Here is a 22,218-nt window from a genome sequence, read left to right as displayed (position 1 = left end):
ACGGGCATGGAAAGGACGGAAATAGATGCTGTCAGAAGGATGCCGCTTGCGGATTTTCTCGCACGGCTGGGGCATGAGCCTGTCAGAAGGAGCGGTAACGAGCTGTGGTATCTTGCCCCGTACAGGGGCGAGCGCACATCCTCTTTCCGTGTGAACGTGGCGAAACAGCTCTGGTACGACTTCGGTTTGGGCAAGGGCGGCGACATCTTCACGCTTGCCGGGGAGTTTCTGCAAAGCGATGACTTCATGAAGCAAGCGAAGTTCATAGCGGAAGCCGCCAATATGACGGTTGCCGGATGGGAAAAGCCCGTCTATCTCTCGAAGCCGACCGAATCCGTTTTTGAGGATGTGGAGGTCGCTCCGCTGCTCCGCTCACTGCTGACGGAGTATTTAGAGGAACGGGGCATCCCTTACGCCATCGCATCCCGTCACTGCTGCCGCTTGAACTACGGTGTGCGTGGGAAACGGTATTTTGCCGTTGGCTTTCCGAACATGGCAGGTGGCTATGAAGTCAGAAGCCGATATTTCAAGGGTTGCATACCTCCGAAGTCTGTATCACTGGTAAAGGCGAATGACATCCCGGCTGACGAGTGCCTCGTGTTCGAGGGCTTCATGGACTTTCTCTCTGCCGTGACGCTTGGTGTAACCGGTAACGCTGACTGTCTTGTGCTGAACTCAGTCGCCAACGTGGAGAAGGCGGCGGGATTGCTGGACGGATACGGGCGCATCGGCTGCTTCCTCGACCGTGACGAAGCCGGACGGCGGACGCTTGCCGCACTTACCATGCGATACGGGGAACGTGTCACCGACCGTTCCTCCCTCTATGACGGTTGCAAGGACTTGAACGAGTACCTGCAACTGACAACGAAAAAACAGAAAAACAACCATCTAAAAATCGAAGAACAATGAACATACTGAACAACAGAAACAAGAGAACATCAATATTCAAGGCAGTGGCGTTATGCCTGATAGCCGCCATGTCATTCACCCTCGTGTCATGTGACGATGACATGGACATCCAGCAGTCCTATCCCTTCACGGTGGAGGTCATGCCCGTGCCGAACAAGGTAGTAAAGGGGCAGACAGTGGAAATCCGCTGTGAACTGAAAAAGGAGGGCGACTTTTCGGGTACGCTCTATACCATCCGCTATTTCCAGTTCGAGGGGGAAGGCTCGCTCAAAATGGATAACGGCATCACCTTCCTGCCTAACGACCGCTACCTGCTGGAGAACGAAAAATTCCGCCTGTACTACACGGCGGCGGGTGATGAGGCGCATAATTTCATCGTGGTGGTGGAGGATAACTTTAGCAACTCCTACGAACTGGAATTTGACTTCAACAACAGGAATGTAAAGGACGACGATCTTACCATCGTTCCCATCGGCAACTTCAGCCCCTTGTTGAAATGATGCGTGTATTCATGACAATGCTCTGTTCACTTCTGACGGTCTGTTCTGTGTCCGCGCAGATCAGCCGCCAAGAGGGAACGGACGGGCAGGCGGCAATCTACCGACTGCCGCTTATGGAACGTGCTTTTTTATGCTGCCGCTACTTTGAAGGCTGGCACTCAGAAAAACACTACCCATACGTCGGTTGGGGTCACAAACTTTTGCCAAACGAGAAGTATTCGGCACGAACCATGACAAAACGGGATGCGGATGAACTTTTGCGGAAAGACCTGCGCAAATTTGTCGCCATGTTCCGTAAATTCGGGGTTGATTCGATTTTGCTTGGCACGTTAGCTTACAATGTGGGACCGGCGAAGCTGTTAGGCAGCAAAACAATCCCCAAAAGCACCTTAATCAAGAAGCTGGAAGCTGGTGACAGGAACATCTACCGTGAGTATATAGCCTTCTGCAACTACAAAGGAAAACGCCACGCCATGCTGCTCAAACGGAGAAAGGCGGAGTTTGCGCTGTTGTATATCCCATAAAAGGACTGACAAAACTGGCAAAAGACGTGCCATATTTAACTTGGCACGTCTTTTGCTCTATCACTTGATAGATTATCGTAGGATTTTCTCGTTAATTGACATCGTTGAGCCATTTTTGCCTATCGGTTTCCAAATAACACTTCAAGTTGTAAGTGTTGTGAGAGCAATACAAAACATAGTTATTAACCATAAAAAGTATAGCGAAATTATGAAGAAAGTATTTAGGAAAATTCAGAAAGGAACAACAAAAATGATTGAACGTATCAAATCGTTGGGGGAAATGGAGACGAAGCAGAAATGTGTAGTTCAACGGTTCGAGATTATCATTCCCCTCCACCAAAAAATAACGACCCAATATATAGCCTCCGCAAGTTTTACTTGCGGATTTTTTAGTTATCGCAGATTGGACAAAGGTTTCTTTGCTACTTTCTTTGTCCGCCATCATGCTCACTGAAAGAAAGTAGGGCGGCTCTCGCCGCCCCGCCACTCAAAAGCGTGTGTAAAGTCCCGTCACCATCGTGAACATTTCCTCCAGCATATCAAAATAGATACCCTCGTGTACGGCAATGTCCTTTGTCTTGCACTCAAAGGTCTTTTTGCTGAACGTCCTGCGGTAGAAGCGCATATTGTAGAGGTCTGCCCCTTCGTCATAGATGATGTCAAGGCGGTTGGCACTTGTTTTGTTCCTTGCAAGGCTCATCCGTAAGCCGTTGCCCATATCTATGAAATCACGGCTACCTGTCATGGCGGTGAAGCGTTTTCCGCCTATCTGCTGTAATATCGTCTTGGCTATCATATCTTTTGTTTTTAGGGTTTTAAGTATTGGCGGTGCGGACACCGCCATCCCGTTCAAAATTCTCGCATTTCGGAAATGGGGGTCTGCCGTTGTAGCCACTCTTTCACACATTCCATATTGTACTCGCTCGTGATGACTGCCGTATGGCTGTCGGTGGCGGTGAAACGTGTGCTTTCGTAATCATCTATCCACCCCTTGAGGGTGTCCGTTCCCCACGCTCCGGTATCGTCAAAGATACCGTCCAATGCCGTGATAGGTTCGCTGAACTTGACTATCAGCGTTTGATAGGTCGTGTTCATAGTCTGTCCTCCTTTCCCTTCTTTGCGTTCAGCCACTTGTCCCGTGCGGCTCGGCACTCGTCCAACGTGGGTTTGACACAAGAGAACAATTCTCTGTCTATGGGGTGGCGGTAGTCGTACTGCACAAGTGTCCGCCTGCGTCTTCCGATACCCGATTGGAAACGCTCGTATTTCTCCGTACCTGCTTCCGCGCAGGTGCTTACTCCGTTGATGGTCATTCGTGTTGTCATAATGTTGCTTTTTAGATGGTTAAAAATGTACTGACAGAACTCTGTTCTTCATCACCATTTCGGGGTTGCTTGTGTAGCGTTGGTGCAGGTAGAAATGGTGTGAGCCGAAGCCGTAAAGGAAAAACTTGTCAAGTTCGTGCTTCTCGGCAAACTCCTTTACGCTCTTTCTCAATTCCCCCTCACTCGTTGTGAGAGTGAGGAGGTTCACAAATTCAAGGAACATCGTGGGGATTGCATCATCCCACACACAAATCATACTTTCAATTCTTACTTCCATATCAATGTTGTTTTAGGGGTTATGCTATGCCGCTTTCATCCGCTCACGGATAAGGTTGGCGTTCTTGTTCACAAGGTCTATGATGCGCTCGTGATATTCGGTGTCCTGGTTGTGCTTGCCGTGGCACTGCACCACTTCGAGGGTTCGCAAGTCCACCTCTACGGTTTCAATAATCTCATCGCCAATCCTTGCCGATAGTATGAGGGTGTCGGCTTTCTTGTAGTATCCACTGCCAAACACGCAGATGCCCTGCGTCTTGCCCTCGTTGTAATACTCGTCTATGCTTTCAAGCACCTTGACGATTATTTCCTCGTCCGTGATTACCAAGCCGAAGAATTTGGATTTGTTGGCGATGAAATCCTCCGCATCTTTCTTTCGTTGGAGTTGTCGCTGTTGCTCACGCTCACGCCTTTCAATCTCCCAACGGCGTTGCTCTGCGGCTCTTTCCTTCTCGTGTATGGCTTCAATTTTTCGGGTTGCGTTGTCGTGTGCCGCCATGAAATCTTCGGGACAGATGTTCTTCGGGTTACGGAGGTCTTGACCGAGTTTTTTGAGCATACGCAGATAGTCGCACCACATTGAGAGGTTGTCTATCTGATACTTGTGACGCTTGGCAATCAGATATGATGCCCAACATTCATCGGCAGTACGGGTATTGAAAAGAAAGTGTTTCATGACCTCAATCTCACCGCCTTTCATAAGGGTTTCAATTCTTGGGTCTGAAAGCAAGGCTTTGAAAAGACGCACGGGGGAGATGCCGTGGAAATCGCCCTTGAAGCCGTTACGTCTGAGTTGGGGCAATATCCTCATCTTTGGATATGCACAGCTTCTTGCCACCACATCATCGTATAGGCTGTTGTGCGGTCTTACCTCCATATCGCTGCCTAATGCCCACACATCGCAATAGCAGAAAAGGAAGCCACGGAGCAACGCCATGTCCGTAACCTTGCCGTCGGGTGAAATCCAACGCTGCACGACCTCGTGGCAGTAGAAACGCATCGGTTCGCCTTTCCTGCTCTCGCATCTGACCTGCGCCACGCGGATTACCTGATACCCTTTGCAGGTGGTTATCACGCTGAAATTCTGCGTTTCCTTGTAGATGCGTCTGCGTGTGTCCTGCACTTTGAGTTCGGCATGGCATTTGGGGCAGGTGCAGCCTTCAAGGGTGTCGCATAGTCCGCTGTCGCTGTGCCACTCGTGACCGCAGTCGGAACAGGTGATGTTCCCTTTCTTGGTGCGGTAGCCGATATGCTCAACGCAGTGGCGGTATGCCCAATCTATTTGTGTCGCTGATATGGGGCGAAGGTTGGCGGAAAGTCTTGCCACCTCTTTCTGTATCTTGGTCTTCGGTTTCATAAGCCTAAATCAAATAATGAGGGTTGGGGTTGGTTTTCTTTTCTCGCTGACGGTCTGTGGCGGTTCTGCAACTTGCGGAGTTCCTCCTCTTGGTATTTGCGGACAGCGTTCTGACGTGCCTCCGCCTTTTCCTCTGCCGTGAGTTTCACAACGTGGTTCACAACCACTTGGCAGTCCATCGGTTTGCCCACCTCTATCTCGTTTTCCTCATAGTAGTGGATGGCTTGCCCGAATATCTCTCCGTCCGTGAAACCGTTGCAACCGCTTTTCTGCACATAGTTCAGAATGTGGGTCACGCACTCGTCCATGTTCTTGGCAGGGTTGCGGTACTTCTTTGCAAATAGCGCATCTTCCTCCGCACGCTGTTCCAAGTACATATATATCGTTCTCTTGAAATGGTCTGTTCCTTTCATATCGCTGTCATTTTTAGATTATCTGTTTCAGTATCTCTCTCCAATAGGTCGGCTCTACCTCGCTGAGAAGGAAGTCCATGAAATCCCTCCGTGCGTCCTTGTTCAGTTCGTGGTACAATCTTCGGAAAGTTTCAAAATTGCCGTTGATGTACGTTTCCACCATATACACGAAGATGTTGTCCACCTCGTAATATCTGCACTGCTGCGCTGCCGTCTTGCTGTTTCTTTTTGCCATGTCGGTAAGGGTTAAAGGGTGAATAACCAAAGGATGAAGCCAAAGAAGGCAATGGTGGAAAGGATAGCCACGATTACACCTATCGCCACTCGGAACACTCCGTTTACAATCTCTCTGATGATGCCCCAAAGGATGCCGAACACCCCGAAGGCGGTGCGCATCATCAAGCCGCATATCGCCAACCCGATGTGTTGCGCCATTTGTCTGAAATTTGCCGTTGCCGTCATATCTTCGCTGTTTTTGATTTTTTTGTTTTTAATGCGGATTCAAGAGCTGAGGGAGTTGAGTTTCAAACTATCTTATCTGCCTCTCGTTTATCCGACATTTTTTTTATGCGTCTTTCTGTCGCATCGGTCGTTTTCGTTTCGGGTGCTTGAAAAGGTAGGGATTAGGGAATGCAAGGTTTTTCGGTCAAAATACTACCCGCAGGGCTGGAGATTTTTACCGAAAACAGGAGGCTTGACCTTGCTTTCCCGTCCAATCCCGGAATTACCTTTGCGCCCAGAACGAAAATGACTGACTGATGCGGCTTACTGAAAGGCGCAAAATGGAGGTAAACGAAAACAGAGGCAGATTGTGTAGAAAAAAACTTCAGGGGAAAATCCGTAAAAAAAAGAATCACCAAAAGGAAAAAGACATCACCGGAAGCGTGAAAAGGGCAAACCACAACAAAGGAAGTATGATTGTTTCCGATCCGACGGAACTTGTTCAGCCGGGTGGCAACAATCATTCTTCCCGGTTTGTCCGGCTGTGTGTGGGCGCCTGTTTCATTCATGGGGCAGGCTGACACACTCTGCATTCACTTTCCGCTTCCGGCAAAAGAGACAGCGAAAAAAGAAAAATCATTTGAAAACCCGTAAAAGCACCTCTTGGCATAGGCGCAAAAGAAAGGGGCATTGCTTCATCTGTCTAAACATCGTTTAGGCGTGAGGCAATGCCCTTTTCTCCAGCTATGCGGTAGTCGGCACACGTTTGTTCCAAACTCGTTTTGGGCAATGGTGTGCCGACGGACAATACCGCTTTTACGGAAAATTCTTATGAATGAGGGGATAAAAAACGGGAGTTTATATCAAAATCTCGAATTAAATAGCTACTTTTGCATACGAAGAGTTCTTTGAAGGTTACGCAACGCGCAGAAGGATAATGCAGTAGATAACTAACTAAATCGTAACCTATTACTATCAAGAGCAATTAACCTACGCTCATTTCCAATAAATTACACTCTTTTCGTAACTTCTGGCCGCAAACATACACACTTTATTTAGAAAATGCAAACTTAATTTTTTATTTAAACACAAAAAAAACGATTTATCACACCACAGTTCCTTAAGAACTGAAGTAAGAATTAAATGTAATATCATGATGTCTTTGTTTTTATTCTCAAATATTTCCTTTTGGTTTTCTGCAGACAGTTAATGTCTTAGTGGAATTTTTTGTTGTGATTTTTTATGTCTAATATATTACCTAAAATCAAAATGCAAAAGTGTAAATTGAATTTTTTGCTACGATTCGGTTTGATTTCAATTCTGTTAGGGCTGTTTGTTACCCAGTCTTTTGCTCAGAATGTGACGATTACCGGTGTCGTAAAAGACCAGTCGGGTGAACCTCTGATTGGCGTGAACGTGATGGAAAAGGGGACGACCAATGGTTCCATCACGGATGTGGATGGTAAGTACAGTGTTTCTGTAAAAGGGGGCAAAACCATCCTAGTGTTCTCTTACATCGGTTATATCTCCCAAGAGATTCCGGTTGGGAATCAGAAAACGCTCAACGTGACGATGAAAGAAGACACGGAAGAACTGGAAGAAGTGGTTGTGATCGGTTACGGCACGGCCAAGAAGAAGGACTTGACGGGGGCGATCTCGACCGTTAAAGCCGAGAGTTTGGAAAAAGAAACTCCCCGTTCCGTCCAAGACTTGTTGAGAGCCAATGCACCCGGTGTTTCGATTGGGGCATCTGTCAATGCTGAAGGTACGGCTTCTGTTCAGATTCGTGGTAAAAACACGTTAAGTGCGGGATCCGATCCTTTGTATGTGCTGGATGGTGTGATCTTCAACGGTGACTTGTCGGATATCAATCCGATGGATGTCCAGTCTATCGATGTGTTGAAAGACGCCAGTTCTGTCGCTGTATATGGTGCAAAAGCAGCGAATGGAGTTATTGCCATTACTACGAAAAAGGGTAAGACCGGCAAACCTGTTGTCAACTTCAATTCGAACTTTGGGTGGGTGCAGGCTAATTCGGTTCCGGAAGTGGTAGACGGTGCCGGTTTTGTCAAATTTCGTCAAGAATATTCTGAAAGTTTGCTGACTCCGGAAGAATTGGCCGCCAAAAAAGGAATGTATGACGATCCGCGTACGTTGGGTAGCTTAGGAGTTGACCCGCTGACTTGGTATAATTACGACCAGTCGACTCCTGCTACGGCTTTGCCTTCTGAAGAACAAATGTTGACAACTTGGTTGGGACGTCTGAACTTTAAGAACATTGAAATCCAAAATTATTTGAACGGAGTTGAAACAGACTGGACCGACCTTGTTTTCCAAACAGGTTTCCAGCAAGACTACACGGCCAGCATCTCTAACCGTACAGACAATTTTTCCTATTTTTGGTCTATGGGATATGCCGATCGCGAAGGTGTCAAAGTTGGTGACCGTTTCAAAACATTCCGCACCCGGTTGAACTTGGAGTCTAAGGTAACGGATTTCTTGACAATAGGTTTGAATTCTTCTTTCGGAACGAAGGATAAAGGTGCATTGTCTGCCGATGTAGGACAGCGTACGAACAATTCTCCTTTTACAACAAATGAAATCGATGATCCGGATAGTCCATACAGAATGTATCCTTCTGGCGACAATAATACTAAAAATCCGTTCTTCGATAACTTGTACAGAGATCGTAAAGATATGGAACACAAACTGAACGCCAATATCTATGCGATTGTCAAACTTCCGTTCGGATTTGAATATCAGATGAACTTCAACCCATATTATAAATGGTACGAATACTACAATCACGACTCTTCCCAGCATCCGGAATGGGCCGGAGAAGGGGGAAAGTCCGAACGCAAAAATCAAAAGACATTCAACTGGCAGATCGACAACATTGTCCGTTGGAAAAAAGAATTCGGCAAGCATCGCGTTGAAGCGACTTTCCTGCAGAATGCGGAAAAGGGACAGTTTTGGGAGACTATCGCCAAAGCGTCTCAATTTACTCCGAGCGATATTTTAGGCTATCATAATATCGGGGCTGGAACCGTACCTGTTGTTTCCAGCAATGACACATATAAGACCGGTGATGCCTTGATGGGACGTTTGTTCTACTCTTTTGCAGACAGATATATGGTGACGGCTTCTGTGCGCCGTGACGGGTATTCCGCTTTCGGGCAGATGAATCCGCGTGCCACTTTCCCGGCTGTGGCATTGGGGTGGGTGTTTACCTCTGAAAAATTTATGGAACCGGCCAGTTCCTGGTTGAACTATGGAAAACTGCGTTTCTCTTGGGGGCAGAACGGTAACCGCGACATCGGTCAGTATGATGCATTGGCCAAATTGAATTCCGGTCTGCATCCTTATATCGACCAGAATGGCAACATTTATGTCACTTCTCAGATTTATGTAGATCGTATGGCTAATAAAGGGTTGAAATGGGAACGTACGTCATCCTACAACATCGGTTTGGACTTTTCTTTATTCAATGATCGTTTGAGAGGTTCTATGGAAACCTATATGACCGAGACGACTGATTTGCTGGTCGACCGTGCCTTGCCTTCTATTTTGGGATTTGCTAGTGTAAAAGCCAATTTGGGTAAATTGGCGAATAAAGGTTTCGAGTTGTCATTGAACGGTGATATTATCCGTACGAACGACTTCACGTGGACCTCTTCCGGTAGTTTTTCTTTCAACCGTCGCAAGTTGAAAAGCCTGTACGGCGACATGGAGGATGTTCTGGATGAAAATGGCAATGTGATCGGCCAAAAGGAAAAAGATGACCCGAAGAACGGGTGGTTTATTGGCCATGATCCGGATCAGATCTGGGATTATGAGTTCGGAGGCGTGTGGCAGCTGGGACAGGAAGAAGAAGCTTCTAAGTATGGTTGCAAACCGGGTGACTTCCGTTTCATAGACCAGGATGGCAACGGTGTGCTTGATGACGATGATAAGACGTTCCAAGGCTATAAGACACCGCGTTTCTTCTGGTCTTGGAGAAATGAATTCATTTATAAGGACTTCAGCCTGTCTTTCATGCTTTATTCTGATATAGGCCATTATGATTATTATAACCATGCTTCCAATAGCGGTGGTATGTTTGACCGTTATTCTACGTACGACCAACCTCGTTGGACTCCTGAAAATCCGACGAATGAATACGGGCGTATCGGTTCGTACCGGTTTGCCAACTATTATAAGAAGAAAACGTTCGTCCGTATGGATAATATCTCTTTGTCATATGCAGTACCCAAGGATTTCCTGAAGAAATTCAAAGTGCAGAATATGCGCATTTCCCTTACGGCACGTAACCCGTTCACCATAACCGGTTGGGATTATTTCGATGTCGAAGCCACGAAAAAGAATCGTGACGATGGGCTTTATGGCATGAGATCTTATAATATAAGTTTTAATTTCACTCTTTGATAAAGACGAAAGAATATGAAGAACAACAAACAAAAATATATCATCGGAGCATTGGCCTTGTTGCCTTTGTTGACGACCGGCTGTAAAGAGAGCTGGCTGGATCCGAAACCTCTCTCTTTTTATACGCCTGAAAACACCTACGTGGATGCAGAGGGCATGTATTCGGCTATTGTAGCTTGCGAGCGTAATATGCGTCATGAGTTTTTCGGAGACCAGTCACCGATTTTGACCGAATATTATACTTCTGACGTTGCCGTGAACGGAAAGACCGACGAAAGCGGTGCTTTGGTCGATTTTGACAACTATATGCTTCCTACCCAAACCCAAAATAATGCTAAAAACAAGATGCAATGGTATTGGGATGAGGGTTTCAAGGGAATCAAATATGCCAATATCGTATTGTCGCGTATCGATGCTGGAACCTACAAGGATGAAGCGGAACGGAATGCTGTTTTGGGTACTGCCTATTTTCAACGGGCTTACCGCTATTATAAGTTGACCCACCAATTCGGAAATGTCCCCTTCCTGGATCGGGAATATACGGAACCGAAATTGGATTTCTACTCTCATGACCGTTGGAGCATTTTGGAGCAATTGAAAAAAGATTTGGAATTTGCTTATGAATGGGTTCCGGAAAAGGTGGATCGTGGAAGAACTTCCAAAGCTGCCTGCGGTGTCTTGCTGATGAAAGTCGCGATGTGTTTGGGTGACTTTGACCGTGCTATCGAGATCGGTAAAGAGATTGTCGCCAACCATCCGTTGATGACAGCTCGTTTCACCTCGAACAAGAACAAGCCGAACACGAATTTGATGCACGACTTGCACAGTGTAGAGGCGAAGATGGACATGTCGAACACAGAAGGTTTGATGTATGTCGTGTCTTATCCGGACGTGGAAGGTCGTGACAGAATCCAGACCATGCGTAATGCGACTCCCTATTGGGCGAAAGGTGCGGCTATCGTCACCCCTGACGGGAAGACCGGTACGGCTATTTCACCTGCGGCAGCTGATAAAGGTACGGAAATCGATAACGACTTGCATGTCGGTCGTGGCATCGGTTCCTGTCGTGCCAACAACTACCTGCAATATGACATTTGGGGTGAAAAAGAAAAAAACGACCTTCGCAGTCCTAACGCATCGGGTAGTTGGCGCCGTATGACCGATTTGTATTATAATGACCCGGGCTTGAAAGGTAAATCCGAATGGTATGGAAAACATTTGGTTCGCCCGACCAATATGAGCGTGTCTGATTCGGTACGTTGCTGGTTCTCATGGCCGCATTATAAGTTGTTTGTTCCGGATCCTACGAAGGATACTGACCGTAGCGGTGGCGAGACTGCTTGGTATATTTATCGTTCAGCCGAAGTCTACCTCTTGATGGGCGAATGTTATTATTGGAAAGATCAATTGCAGGAAGCGGCCAACATGCTGAACGTCGTTCGCGAACGTGCAGGAGCTGAACCGCTGAATGGATCTGAAATCAATATCGGCGCTATCTTGGCTGAACGTGCCCGTGAGTTGTATTACGAGGAATGCCGTCATATCGAGTTGGTTCGTATTTCTTATATTTATGCTAAGACCGGCAAACCTTGTGAGGTATTCGGTGGCCGTGTATATAAGTTGGATAACTTCTCCGGTCCCGGTGGAACAGGCTCGAATGTGAAAGAGCCTGGTTATAACTTCTGGTATGACTGGATGATGACGGTCAATAACTTCTTCCGTGACGGGACTGAGGTTGCCAACGGTAAATACCGCATCAGCGTCCATCATGTGCTATGGCCTGTCCCCTATAATGCGATCACAACCAATACCGGTGGCGTTATCAACCAGAACATCGGCTATCCGGGGGCCGAGAATAACATCACCCCGTTGAAAGTCGGTGAAGAGACTCCGGCTGGAAAGTAGTATAGGGAAAACGCGCACAATAACAACACCGTGTAAACGAGACGCACCCCGCGGAGGCCTCAGGGCCTCCCACGGGGTGCGTCTTTTTTGTATTCTTTCGCTGCGTCGAACGAAGGACAGGCCTTTTGGGGGTTCAAGTCGCGGTGTCCTACGGTGAGAGCTGCCGGGAAGTTGCGGCCCAGCTCTTGCAACAACTGCGTGAGGGCAGCCTTCTGGGCAGGCGTGCGAGTGTCTGCCGGGAGGCCTTTGCCGTCCAGTCCCCCTTCGTAGCAGATGCCGATGCTGTGGCGGTTGTGACCGAAGCAGTGCGCCCCCTCCAGAGAGAGCGGCCGGCCGGGATGTACCCGGCCGTCGCGTGTGATGTAGTAATGGTAGCCGATGTCGCGGAAGTGCCGGCCGTCGATATGGTCCCGGCGGCAATCCTCGAACGAGTAAGGCTGCCCGCAGCGCGTGGCGCTGCAATGGATGATGAATAGCGTGATGCGTCTCATGTGCGGCTCTCCCTGTCCTTTATATGCAGGCCGTAACGCCAAAGGCACTACCGATGGCCGTAGCCACGACGATGATTACTTTGAGGATGATCCCCCAGACGGATTTCTTTTCATTTTTTTCTTCCATGAAATTGTGGATTATGAGATTTATGAATTATGATTTATGAGAAGTTTTTGACACATGACTTTGTTTGTGTCTCTCTTGGCTTCTCTTGTCGATTGCTTAAAGTTCTCCCGGCCGTTCCTCCTCGCCGCCACCGCCGGTATTGCCACCTTCGATGTCGTAAGGTGAAAGCTCCTTGAGCTGCGCTTCGAGTTTCAGCTGGTTGATGGCGAGGGTTCCGGTGGCGCGGCATTTGAGGCGCAGCCCGACCACGTTGGTAGTGACCGACCAGTCTTTCGACGTGTCGGCAGGTTTCCCGCGGATCCCCACGCCGAAGATGGCGAGGTCGTCCAGCTTCACGTTCTTGCCGTCGAGCAGCAACTCCTTGATGCAGGAGGTCATGTCCTTGAGGACCCCGTGGATCGCGCCTTGCGAATACGGCGTGTTGTGCTTGGCCATGTGTTCGGCCAAAGCGCGCGTGTCGAGCGTCTCGTCTGCCACCGCCCTTGCCAGCCACTTGCCGCTGAGCGGGGTGGACTTGGTCTGGTTCTGATACTTCTTGTAACGAATCATGTCTGTTTGATTTTAAAGTTGATAATTAGGATGAAAAACCGATACCGTTCCGGTGAAGCTGCCCTGCCTTTCTTCCCTTTCCGGTACAACAAAGATAACACCCTCATCTTGTGCCGTTGCGCGTAAGGGGGAGTTGTGGGGAGTTCTGCCGGAAAGATGCGTGTTATAGGGGGAAAACGGGGTGTGGAAGGTGCGCATTGTAGGGTAAAATGAGAGGTGAAAAGTTGCGTGTTATATTTTTTAAGACTAATTTATTCCGGCTTATATGGTGTTCTATTATAGAAAAACTATATTTTTTATCACCTGAAACAGCTTGAAATTCATTGTTTTTTTCGTATATTCGTAGAAATAAATCAAATAAGGAAGACATGGAAAAACAGACTGATTTCCGCATCCGCAGCTACGGTCGTACGGAGCTGGCACAACTCTACAACCCCTGCCTGACCCCCAAGGCCGCCTACCGGAAGCTGGTCGGGTGGATCGACCATTATCCCGGCCTCGCCGTCCGCCTTGCCGAGCTTGGCAAGCTGCCCGGTTCGCGTTCCTACACCCCTGCCCAGGTGCGGGAGATCGTCGAGGCGCTCGGCGAACCGTAACTCATAGCTTTAGGGGGGCTAAGGCTATGGGTTAGGGGGGCTAAAGCATAGCTTTTCTGTTACTTTCGGCTTGATCCGAAAGTAACCAAAGGATCAAGGCCGAACCTGCTTCGCTACTCCGTTCCCTTCGTTCGCTGTCGCGTCTGAAACTCGCTTCGCTCAGACAGCAGACGCTCCGGACGCTCACTGCGGTCTCTGCGCTTGACGCTCACCAGCTTAGGCCGGAAGTAGAGCCTGACGGCTCTTTGGGGATGGCCGATGCCGCCTGCTTCAGCAGACGGCAAAAGAGAGGCGGAGGAGGCTTGGGGGGGGATGCATATACTGGTAGCTATGCTTATATAAGAGGCGGTGTCGGCCATCCCGAGAGAAAGCGGAGCTTTCTTGGAAAGGCCTAAGTGGATGGGCGTCAAGCGAAGGGCAAAGACGGAGCGTCCGGAGCCTGCGCTGTCTGAGCGCAAGCGAGTTTCGCAGGCGACAGCGTAGTCTTTGCCCGGAGTAGCCCAGCCGGTTAAGCCTTGAACTTTTGGTTACTTTTCTTTCAAGAGAAAAGTAACAGATAAAACTTTATTGCATGAAATAAATAAAAAGAGGGTGTCGAAAAAATGCCATCATTGATTATCAGTCTTTTATGGTGATAGGTGATAGGTTGAACCCCGTTTCTGTAAAAGTTTAGGAAAAATGAATTAAAAAACGCCGCCTTTAAGGTGACGTTTTTTAATTCAAACTCGGAAAAGTTTTACAAAAAGGGCATTTAACCTATCACCTATCACCCGAGGAAGGAGGAAAATCTGTGTCGTCCGCTTCAGGGAGGATGCTTTTCATCTCGTCTGTTGTGCGTTCGACAACCAGCCAGATATTGCCATGTCTTGTCCGTGTGCAGGTATACCCCAGTTCTTTCAGTGCTATGCCGACCTGCACCGCGTTCAGCCGGATACTACCGCCGAAGCGGGTGACGATCTGGCTGGCGGTGACGTAAGTCCCCTTTTCGTAATCGACGGGGTGGCGGTAGTACATCAGGATCAGTTCGCGTGCGGGGTTGGGCGTTTCGAAACGGCGGTTCGCGAGGTTCAGCTCCTCGATCTCGTGGTCCCTGTACCAGTAGCGGAAATCGTTGTCGAGCAGGTGTTTCGCCTGTGCGTACAGCCCTTCGTAGTCGATATGGGCGGTCCAGGGGTTGTCGATCGCCGTGACCTCGAACGGCAGCCAGCGGCGGTTGCCGGTGTCGTCGGTGAGGAACTGGAGGTTGTTGCCCGTCGCGCAGAACGAGGCTACGTGGGGCAGGTGTACCTTGTTGCGCCCGTAGGCGGGACGTTCGTTGACGTAGAGCGTGGTGGTCATGGCCTTGAGCTGGTTCAGTTCACTGCGCTGCATGGAGTCGATCTCCTCGAAATTGACGAGCAAGTTCTCCGTCATGGTGAAGAGGTCGTCCTTCGTGAGCCGTTGCGAGTTGGTCTTGGAGGCGTAGTAGCGTCTGAGGACGGGTGGCAGGAGATTCTGGAAGAACGACGTCTTGAAGCATCCCTGTCGCCCGATCAGGACGAGGATGACGTGATTCACCACCTTCGGATCGAGCGCGGCGGCGACCATCCCGACGAACCAGCGGCGGAAACAGAGGTCGAAACGATCGGTGTCGCTGTCGGCGGGGTGCACCATTGCAGCCAGGTTGCCGATATGGTCCGTCACGCCATCCCACGGTCCCGCCTTTTCGAGAAACTCCTCCAACGGGTGGTAGCGGGGCGCGAAGTCGGAGAGCAGGAGCGTGCGCAGGTGGAAGAGGTCGGCCTCCAACCCGTCGCGGCGCATGGAGCACCAAAGGGAGTTCTCGACCGTGTCGGTCATGGGAGCCCAGCCGTCGGGTGCGGGGATGCCGTTGGTGACGGGACGGTGTTCGAGCTGGTGTGTCAGTTGGTTCATCCGCAGTTGCATGGAGCCGCCGATGAAGCGCTCCATCTCTTCGACGGTGGCCTTGCGCTGCCGCCCGTTCCCGTTGCGGGGGGAGACATCGGAGAGCTTCATTGTGGCGTGCTCGGCAGTCAGGGCGTAGCAGCTCTTGGCTGTGGAGCGGACGGAGGCCGTGTCATAGTCGGCGAACAGTTCGACGGCCCACGCCTCGGCTTCGGCCTCCGGCACGCCGAAACGGTTCATCAGGTAGAGGCACCGGCTGATGTAGTTGTTGTGGCTGCCGGCTGCGTAATGCACGCCCTCTTCTTCCACAAGCCGGCGTACGGTGTTTTCGGCGCGTGCGGCTGATGTCTTCCGCCCTCTGTGTTTCTTTCCTGCGGCGATGTCCTGTTTTTGTCCGGCCTTGGCGCTGGGCAGGGAGGCGAACTTCATCCGTTCGGCGTCGGGACGGTAGAGCGCGTCGGGGTCGTGGCAGATCACGGACATGCGCGTGGCGTTCTTGCACTGCCTGTCGATGGCGATGCCGGTGAGCCGGGCGTAGTAGGCGTTTACCGTCTGCCAGGCTGCGGGGAAGTTCTCTTCCGTCACTTCGCCTTCCATCCATGCGATGACACGTATGCCGCGTCCGGACAAGGTCTTGTAGGCAAGGAACGAGTGCGGGTCGGCCCTTACCCGTTCGAGGGTCTCGTCGAAGATCTCTTCGGGGATGCCGTCGATGTCCACCATGATGGAGCCCGGATAGCCTTTGATGTGCTTCGAGGAACGTCCTCCCTCCAGGTGGACGGAAGGGACGAAGGCGGGTTGGTTCTGCTTGATCTGGCTTTGCTGTCGTTTCGACGTTTCGGCGTCTTGCCCTTCGCCGGCTGCAAGCGCGCGGAACAGGGCGGTGGCGGCGGCATGGCGCTCGCCGGTCAGTTCTTGCATGATTTCTTCCCATGTGCAGGGAGAGGGGGTGGTTGCGCGGAGCGAGAGGAAGCGCGAGGGGCGGAATGTGTTTTCCATGTAAAATGTTTTATTAAATTTGTTCAATGTTCAGATGTGCCGTTCGGGGGGCGAAGCGTCCGAAGCATCCTCTGAAACTTTTGACAAGTTTACGCATTTATCCATTCATGTTGTCCCCGCCATGCCGGGCTCATTATGAATGAATATTAATATTTATATTAATAATTAAATATTTATAACATGAAAACGACATTTATGTTCCCTCTGTTGGGGCTTTTCGTCGAAAAGCAGATGAGACGTTTCCGGATAACCGTGCGTCTTTACAAAAGCGAACTCTCTGCCGGCAGCCGCAGCTACGGTGCGATTAAAAAAGGGGCGACCTCCGTCTGAGCTATTACGCCCGCCTCGTCGCCCTCCTTTACGACCTTGCCGGCGAAGAAGAGTTCCGCCGCCTGGCACATGAGGCGGTGGAGCTGTACATACGGGAGAGGGAAAAGGGGGAAAAGCTTGATGATAAGATATAGGGCAAACATTCGGGCAGCCAGGAGAAATTTCGGTGGAGGAGCTTGGCAGTCATGTGGACGAAAGTAATCCGGTAGCTGTGATTGTCGAATAAAATCTTCTTGTTTTATAGCGAAGTCATAGAGATGATTTTGTTTTTATATTATCTTTGTGGTCGCAAACAGTCTAATGTAAATGCTTATCAATAATTTAATTATAATAGTATGAAAAACTATCTTGTATTTTCTATGGCGGCCTTGTTGGTCGGAGCTTCTTGCAACACAAAGCAGGAGAAGGCGGCCGAAGGCTTTACCGGCGCACCGGGAGAAGTGAAGTTGATCACGCTCGATCCCGGACATTTCCATGCCGCATTAGTGCAGAAAGTGTCTTATCCGCAAGTTTCTAAAGATGTTTATGTGTACGCACCCACCGGTTTCGACGTGGACGAGCACTTGAAACGTATACAGGGATTCAACACACGTGCGGAGAATCCGACGGCTTGGAATGAAATCGTTTATACGGGAGATGATTACCTGGAAAAAATGTTGGCCGAGAAGAAGGGGAACGTGATGATCCAGGCAGGAAACAACGGCAAGAAGACCGAATATATCAAGAAGACGCTTGAGGCGGGTATCAATGTGCTTTCCGACAAACCGATGGCGATCAACAGCCAGAGCTTTAAATTGCTGGAGGAATGTTTCGCTATCGCCAAACAGAAAAACATCATGCTGTATGACATCATGACCGAACGGAATGAGATCACTACGATGTTGCAGCGCGAGCTTTCTACTATCCCGGCTGTTTATGGCGAGCAGTTGAAGGGTTCTCCCGAAGAACCGGCTATCGTGAAAGAGAGTGTGCACCATCTGTTTAAGCTGGTCGACAACAAGCCGTTGACGCGTCCGGTATGGTATCTGGATGTAAACCAGCAGGGCGAAGGTATTGTGGATGTGACGACTCACCTGGTCGACCTGGTGCAGTGGGAAGCCTTCCCGGATCAGATCATCGACTATAGGAAAGATATCGAACTGATAGATGCCAACCGCTGGACTACCTCTATCAGCCCGGAAGAGTTCAAACAGGTGACAGGGACGGATGCTTATCCCGATTTCTTGAAGAAAGATGTCGAAAACGATACATTGAAAGTCTATTGCAACGGTGATATCGTTTATAAGATCAAAGGTGTGACAGCCAAGGTTTCGGTGATCTGGAATTATACCTTCCCCAAAGGTGGCGGTGATACCCACTTCTCCGTCATGAAGGGTAGCAAGGCCGACCTGGTCATCCGCCAGGGCAAGGAACAGAACTATCAGCCTGAACTGTTTGTCGAAGCAGTGAAAGGTGTGGATCTGGCCGCTTACGAAAAGGACCTGACCGCTTCTATGGAAAAGGTTTCAGCCGAATATCCTGGTGTGGCATTGAATAAGGTGGGCGATGGCGTATGGCAAGTCGAAATCCCCGCAAAATACCGTGTAGGCCATGAAGCTCATTTCGGCCAAGTGACGGAACATTTCCTTGACTATCTGAAGGAAGGCAAACTGCCGGATTGGGAAGTACCTAATATGCTGGCTAAGTATTACACGACGACCTCGGCGCTGGATATGGCGAAAGCGAAGACAAAATAAATGTATTGAGATGAAATGGAAGAGAGAGTATGTGCCGGAAGTACAATTGGGCACATACTCTCTTTTGGTATTCTGCTAATAATCAAATCTGACACCCTTCTCCCAAAGAGGCAGTAACTTTTTTACAATGTGGGGGTTCTCTTGCGCTATATTTTTACGCTCGATGCGGTCCGGTCCGTATTGATAAAGTTCGGTGATCGTTTCTCCTTTTTTATTATAACGAGTAAGACGGTATTCTGGAGTCCGGAGGGTTATACAATTCCGATAGTAGCTGTAAGCGGCGTCTGTCCATTTGGGATTATCAGGATTGTTGAGCAAGGTTGCAAAACTATGTCCGTCCAGTCCTTTGGGTAAGGAGATTTTGCAAAGTTCCATAAGAGTCGGATAAATATCGATAGAACTGACAATCCTGTTATTTTTAATCCCTGGTTTACACTGGGGAGCTTTTATTACGAGTGCGCTGCTCAGAGAAGTTTCATGTAGTGTATGTTTTCCCCAAACACGCAGATCTCCTAAGTGCCATCCATGATCTCCCCATAAAATAATAATCGTGTTATCCATTTTTCCGCTGGCTTCAAGGGCATCCAACACTTTTCCAACTTGAGCGTCCATATAACTTACGCAAGCGAAATAGGCGTGACGGAGTTTGCGTGCATATTCGTCAGAAACTCTATTTTTTATGGAAGGCATTTCGTCTCCTGATTGATAGCTCTTGAACTCCGCGCTTTCATGCAGGCTGACCGGATCGCATCCTTCCGGAATGTCGGGCATAGGTGAAATGGGGATGGAGGCTTCATCATACATATCCCAATATTTTTTAGGAGATGTGAAAGGTAAATGAGGCTTGAAAAAACCGACAGCCAAACAGAATGGCTCATTTTTAGCTGTTAGCTCGTTTAGCTTTTTGACTGCCAGATTTGCCGTTAGCCCGTCCGGATAACCTTCATCGGCGACATCCGCACATTCGTATGGTTTCACTTGTTTTTTGCGACTTTGCCGGTTACTTCCATCTGCATATCCGAAAAAGGCATTCCAACCGTTTCCCCATTTTCCGGCATCGAAAAGCATTTCATCCCAACTATAAGGTAGTTCCGGTTTTTCGGTTTTCGGAGCTTCATAGCCATACAGGCAGCCGTCGACATAGTGGCTTATCTTTCCGATGCCGACAGTATAATAGCCATTTCTTCGTAAATGGTGGAACATAGTTTCCGGGATTTCTCCTTCCGGTTTATCTGATAGCCTTGTCCGGCATGCTTCGTTGGAGAGGTCTGATTTATCTTTAGGAAAATGTCCAGTCAACATGCTAGCTCGTGACGCTCCGCTTGTCGGGACTTGTACATAATGTTGGAAAAATAAACTGCCTTGTGATGCCAGCCGGTCGATGTTCGGGGTTTTTACAACAGACCCATAAGCTCCTAATTCACGGCGAAGGTCATCTACACATATAAAAAGTATATTGGGCTTCGTCTCATTTGCCTTTTTTTGTGCATAGCCTTGAAAAGGTAATGCCAGCAAACAGATTGATAGCAAAGGATAATTCTTTTTCATGATATCTAAATTGAATGTGAATACAAATGATTTACAAATATAACCTACCGGTCGATAATAGCCGGTAGGTTTAGAAATTATTGTTGATCGTCTATGACTGTTAAAGGAGGAATATTTTTTTCGTACCCGATATAACCTTTATTCTGGTTAATGGTTCCTCCTTGGTTGCTATCGATGGCATTTGCCGGGATGGGCCAAAGGACGTGGAATGGACTTATTTTGAATACGTTTGTTCCCCATAAGATATCCCCTGCCTTGTAAAATTCATTTTTAGCAACAGTCCGGTCATACCAGAAATTTTTTTCTGAGAAATTTTCTAAGGAATAGCCGTTTAACCCTTTTTCAGCCATGATAAAGGCGATTCTGGTTAATTCCGTTTTTCTGAATTCTTCTGCGAAAAGTTCTCTGGCTCTCTCATCTAATATATACTCTATTGAAACTTGTGAAGCAACAATAGGATCGGCTTTTGCACGTACTCTTACCGAGTTTATATCTGCGGCGGCTTTATCTGTTTGATTTAACCAATAGTAGGCTTCTGCCCTTAGAAGATAAGTTTCGGCTAATCTGAATAAATACCAGTCCGAATGTCCTCCGTATGGCTGATCGGGTCTTTCTTCATCTGCGACATATACCTTATAATAAGGGAAAGGATACCAACAATGGATGGTGTCTTTGGGATTTGTGTATTGTATCTGTACGGGTTGTCCGAAATATTTGGAAGATGGATTGTTGTAAATGAATTTATCGACAGAGAACCAGTTTACTTGATTATCATGTCTCAAGTCCTTATTACAGTTATTCCATATTTCATAATTGTAATAACTGCAAGGCCGGACATAACCGACCCCTCTTCCTATTTTTATGACAAACTCGTTTCCTTGTGTGTCGATAGTTCCTCTTTTTCCGTCGGGATCTTTCATGTAGGACGAATTCCACCAAGAGGGAACATAGCGACGCATAGCCTGGGTGCCTCCACTTATTTCTGCTTCCGGAAATCCGTAGCGTTCCTGTACGACAAGGATTCCTTCTTTATTTGAAGATGAGCTTTTATTGTCTTTTTGATGGAGATCCCAGATCGTATTAAACTGAGGATCGGAAGCATCTACCCCGAAGCGGTCAGTCATTAAAAAGTGAATACCGTCGTTAATGACCGCAGAAGAGGCGTCGACAGCTTCTGTGAATTTTCCATTAGACAGATATATTTTTGTAAGCAAATGGTTGCCGGCAGCCTTAGATACTGCTCCGGGAACAACTGTTTTAGGTAACCACTGGACGGCCCATGCTAAATCTTCTTCTATTTTTGCAAGTATCGTTTTTCTTGAATGTGTATAGAAATCGATTTTAGGAGCCGTATGTTCTATGTTTAAAAAGGGGACATCTCCATATAAATGGACTAATCTATAATACCAATAGGCTCTGTGAAAATATGCTTCGGCAATAATTGCATTTTTGATTTCTTCTGTGTCGAATTTGCCATTGTTGATACGCGACAGAATAACATTCGCATTTCGTATCTGGTTATATCCTCTTGTCCAGATCTCATGGAAGTCATAGGTTGTACCGGTCCCTGTCGGTAATACTTGAGTATCAAAATTATGTATGGCATTGGCTGCTTTATTGGCACTGATTGCAATATCTGAGGCGATTAGTTCAGATGCCAGGCCGCCTCCTTCGCCATAGAAATCGGGGCGTAAGTTTTTGCGGAGGTTAACCAGTATTCCGTCAAATCCGGCTTTATCCGTATAAATAGATTCCGGAGTGAAGATAGAAAGGGGCTTTATCTCCAAGAAATTGTCTCCGCATGAAACAGTTGTAAACAGAGACGCACAAATGATATATTTTATCCAGTTTTTCATAACTCG

At 48.3% G+C, this 22,218-nt stretch carries 23 protein-coding genes; 9 read left to right on the top strand and 14 right to left on the bottom strand.

Annotated features, from left to right (window positions below):
* The first annotated feature begins 6 nt into the window (after nt 1-6).
* The 4 genes from NQ542_RS08930 (at nt 7) to NQ542_RS17870 (ending at nt 2,387) form a co-directional block, all read left to right on the top strand.
* Complete coding sequence (locus NQ542_RS08930) at nt 7-909, top strand: toprim domain-containing protein (protein ID WP_004291524.1); 903 nt, start codon at nt 7-9, stop codon at nt 907-909.
* Complete coding sequence (locus NQ542_RS08925; RefSeq protein WP_004291525.1) at nt 906-1,409, top strand: DUF3872 domain-containing protein; 504 nt, start codon at nt 906-908, stop codon at nt 1,407-1,409. The genes NQ542_RS08930 and NQ542_RS08925 overlap by 4 nt, the downstream gene beginning before the upstream one ends.
* Entirely contained in the window at nt 1,406-1,933 is a 528-nt protein-coding gene (locus tag NQ542_RS08920) for a glycoside hydrolase family protein (RefSeq protein ID WP_004291526.1), read from the top strand. The genes NQ542_RS08925 and NQ542_RS08920 overlap by 4 nt, the downstream gene beginning before the upstream one ends.
* Nucleotides 1,934-1,997: 64 nt before the next feature.
* On the top strand, nt 1,998-2,387 hold the full coding sequence (locus NQ542_RS17870; protein ID WP_004291527.1) for a hypothetical protein: 390 nt from the start codon (nt 1,998-2,000) through the stop codon (nt 2,385-2,387).
* A 33-nt stretch (nt 2,388-2,420) separates the two neighbouring features.
* Here NQ542_RS17870 and NQ542_RS08910 read toward each other — a convergent pair whose 3' ends face one another.
* The 8 genes from NQ542_RS08910 to NQ542_RS08875 are packed head-to-tail and all read right to left on the bottom strand — an operon-like array spanning nt 2,421 to nt 5,766.
* Nucleotides 2,421-2,729 carry a hypothetical protein gene (locus NQ542_RS08910; RefSeq protein WP_004304290.1) on the bottom strand — a complete coding sequence of 103 codons (309 nt, stop codon included), beginning with the start codon at nt 2,727-2,729 and terminating at the stop codon, nt 2,421-2,423.
* A 53-nt stretch (nt 2,730-2,782) separates the two neighbouring features.
* The gene (locus NQ542_RS08905; protein ID WP_004291529.1) at nt 2,783-3,028 is read right to left on the bottom strand and encodes a DUF6956 domain-containing protein; all 246 of its coding nucleotides are present in this window, start codon (nt 3,026-3,028) and stop codon (nt 2,783-2,785) included.
* Nucleotides 3,025-3,258 carry a DUF3873 domain-containing protein gene (locus tag NQ542_RS08900; protein ID WP_004304291.1) on the bottom strand — a complete coding sequence of 78 codons (234 nt, stop codon included), beginning with the start codon at nt 3,256-3,258 and terminating at the stop codon, nt 3,025-3,027. Before NQ542_RS08900 ends, NQ542_RS08905 begins: the two co-directional genes overlap by 4 nt.
* A gap of 19 nt (nt 3,259-3,277) precedes the next feature.
* Nucleotides 3,278-3,535, bottom strand: a complete 258-nt coding sequence (locus tag NQ542_RS08895; RefSeq protein WP_004291531.1) for a hypothetical protein — start codon at nt 3,533-3,535, stop codon at nt 3,278-3,280.
* A 24-nt stretch (nt 3,536-3,559) separates the two neighbouring features.
* Nucleotides 3,560-4,891, bottom strand: coding sequence for a PcfJ domain-containing protein (locus tag NQ542_RS08890; protein ID WP_004291532.1), 1,332 nt, complete (start codon nt 4,889-4,891; stop codon nt 3,560-3,562).
* Complete coding sequence (locus tag NQ542_RS08885) at nt 4,888-5,304, bottom strand: PcfK-like family protein (RefSeq protein ID WP_004291533.1); 417 nt, start codon at nt 5,302-5,304, stop codon at nt 4,888-4,890. The genes NQ542_RS08890 and NQ542_RS08885 overlap by 4 nt, the downstream gene beginning before the upstream one ends.
* A 13-nt stretch (nt 5,305-5,317) precedes the next feature.
* On the bottom strand, nt 5,318-5,539 hold the full coding sequence (locus NQ542_RS08880) for a hypothetical protein (protein ID WP_004291534.1): 222 nt from the start codon (nt 5,537-5,539) through the stop codon (nt 5,318-5,320).
* A gap of 11 nt (nt 5,540-5,550) precedes the next feature.
* On the bottom strand, nt 5,551-5,766 hold the full coding sequence (locus tag NQ542_RS08875) for a hypothetical protein (protein WP_004291535.1): 216 nt from the start codon (nt 5,764-5,766) through the stop codon (nt 5,551-5,553).
* 1,248 nt (nt 5,767-7,014) lie between these two features.
* On the opposite strand from NQ542_RS08875, the gene NQ542_RS08870 reads away from it, so the two are divergent.
* Nucleotides 7,015-10,170, top strand: a complete 3,156-nt coding sequence (locus NQ542_RS08870; protein ID WP_005651006.1) for a SusC/RagA family TonB-linked outer membrane protein — start codon at nt 7,015-7,017, stop codon at nt 10,168-10,170.
* A gap of 15 nt (nt 10,171-10,185) precedes the next feature.
* Entirely contained in the window at nt 10,186-12,075 is a 1,890-nt protein-coding gene (locus NQ542_RS08865; RefSeq protein WP_005636163.1) for a RagB/SusD family nutrient uptake outer membrane protein, read from the top strand.
* Nucleotides 12,076-12,134: 59 nt separating this feature from the next.
* Here the strand turns inward: NQ542_RS08865 and NQ542_RS08860 are convergent, their stop codons facing one another.
* The 3 genes from NQ542_RS08860 to NQ542_RS08850 form a co-directional block, all read right to left on the bottom strand.
* The gene (locus tag NQ542_RS08860) at nt 12,135-12,566 is read right to left on the bottom strand and encodes an N-acetylmuramoyl-L-alanine amidase (RefSeq protein WP_005636165.1); all 432 of its coding nucleotides are present in this window, start codon (nt 12,564-12,566) and stop codon (nt 12,135-12,137) included.
* Between the two features lie 19 nt (nt 12,567-12,585).
* A complete protein-coding gene (locus tag NQ542_RS08855; protein WP_005636167.1) occupies nt 12,586-12,693 on the bottom strand; it encodes a smalltalk protein in 108 nt (35 codons plus the stop codon).
* Between the two features lie 96 nt (nt 12,694-12,789).
* The gene (locus tag NQ542_RS08850) at nt 12,790-13,242 is read right to left on the bottom strand and encodes an HU family DNA-binding protein (protein WP_005636169.1); all 453 of its coding nucleotides are present in this window, start codon (nt 13,240-13,242) and stop codon (nt 12,790-12,792) included.
* Between the two features lie 368 nt (nt 13,243-13,610).
* Between NQ542_RS08850 and NQ542_RS08845 the strand changes: the two genes are divergently transcribed.
* Nucleotides 13,611-13,838, top strand: a complete 228-nt coding sequence (locus NQ542_RS08845) for a DUF4248 domain-containing protein (RefSeq protein ID WP_005636174.1) — start codon at nt 13,611-13,613, stop codon at nt 13,836-13,838.
* 759 nt (nt 13,839-14,597) lie between these two features.
* Here the strand turns inward: NQ542_RS08845 and NQ542_RS08840 are convergent.
* Nucleotides 14,598-16,742 (bottom strand): VapE domain-containing protein, encoded by a 2,145-nt coding sequence (locus NQ542_RS08840; RefSeq protein ID WP_005636176.1) that lies wholly within the window; start codon nt 16,740-16,742, stop codon nt 14,598-14,600.
* A 180-nt stretch (nt 16,743-16,922) separates the two neighbouring features.
* Here NQ542_RS08840 and NQ542_RS08835 point away from each other — a divergent pair, with 180 nt between their 5' ends.
* Together NQ542_RS08835 and NQ542_RS08830 are read left to right on the top strand one after the other, a co-directional pair.
* Nucleotides 16,923-17,072: a hypothetical protein gene (locus NQ542_RS08835; protein ID WP_005651012.1), complete on the top strand. Its 150-nt coding sequence runs from the start codon at nt 16,923-16,925 to the stop codon at nt 17,070-17,072.
* 335 nt (nt 17,073-17,407) lie between these two features.
* Nucleotides 17,408-18,808, top strand: a complete 1,401-nt coding sequence (locus NQ542_RS08830) for a putative oxidoreductase C-terminal domain-containing protein (RefSeq protein ID WP_005636180.1) — start codon at nt 17,408-17,410, stop codon at nt 18,806-18,808.
* 75 nt (nt 18,809-18,883) lie between these two features.
* Here the strand turns inward: NQ542_RS08830 and NQ542_RS08825 are convergent, their stop codons facing one another.
* Together NQ542_RS08825 and NQ542_RS08820 are read right to left on the bottom strand one after the other, a co-directional pair.
* Nucleotides 18,884-20,356: a sulfatase gene (locus NQ542_RS08825; protein ID WP_005636183.1), complete on the bottom strand. Its 1,473-nt coding sequence runs from the start codon at nt 20,354-20,356 to the stop codon at nt 18,884-18,886.
* 77 nt (nt 20,357-20,433) lie between these two features.
* Complete coding sequence (locus tag NQ542_RS08820) at nt 20,434-22,212, bottom strand: RagB/SusD family nutrient uptake outer membrane protein (RefSeq protein WP_005636186.1); 1,779 nt, start codon at nt 22,210-22,212, stop codon at nt 20,434-20,436.
* Nucleotides 22,213-22,218 lie beyond the last annotated feature (6 nt).

This window comes from Parabacteroides merdae ATCC 43184 (assembly GCF_025151215.1).
In the GTDB taxonomy this organism is placed as follows: Bacteria; Bacteroidota; Bacteroidia; order Bacteroidales; family Tannerellaceae; genus Parabacteroides; species Parabacteroides merdae.
This window is presented reverse-complemented; position numbering and strand designations above follow the sequence as displayed.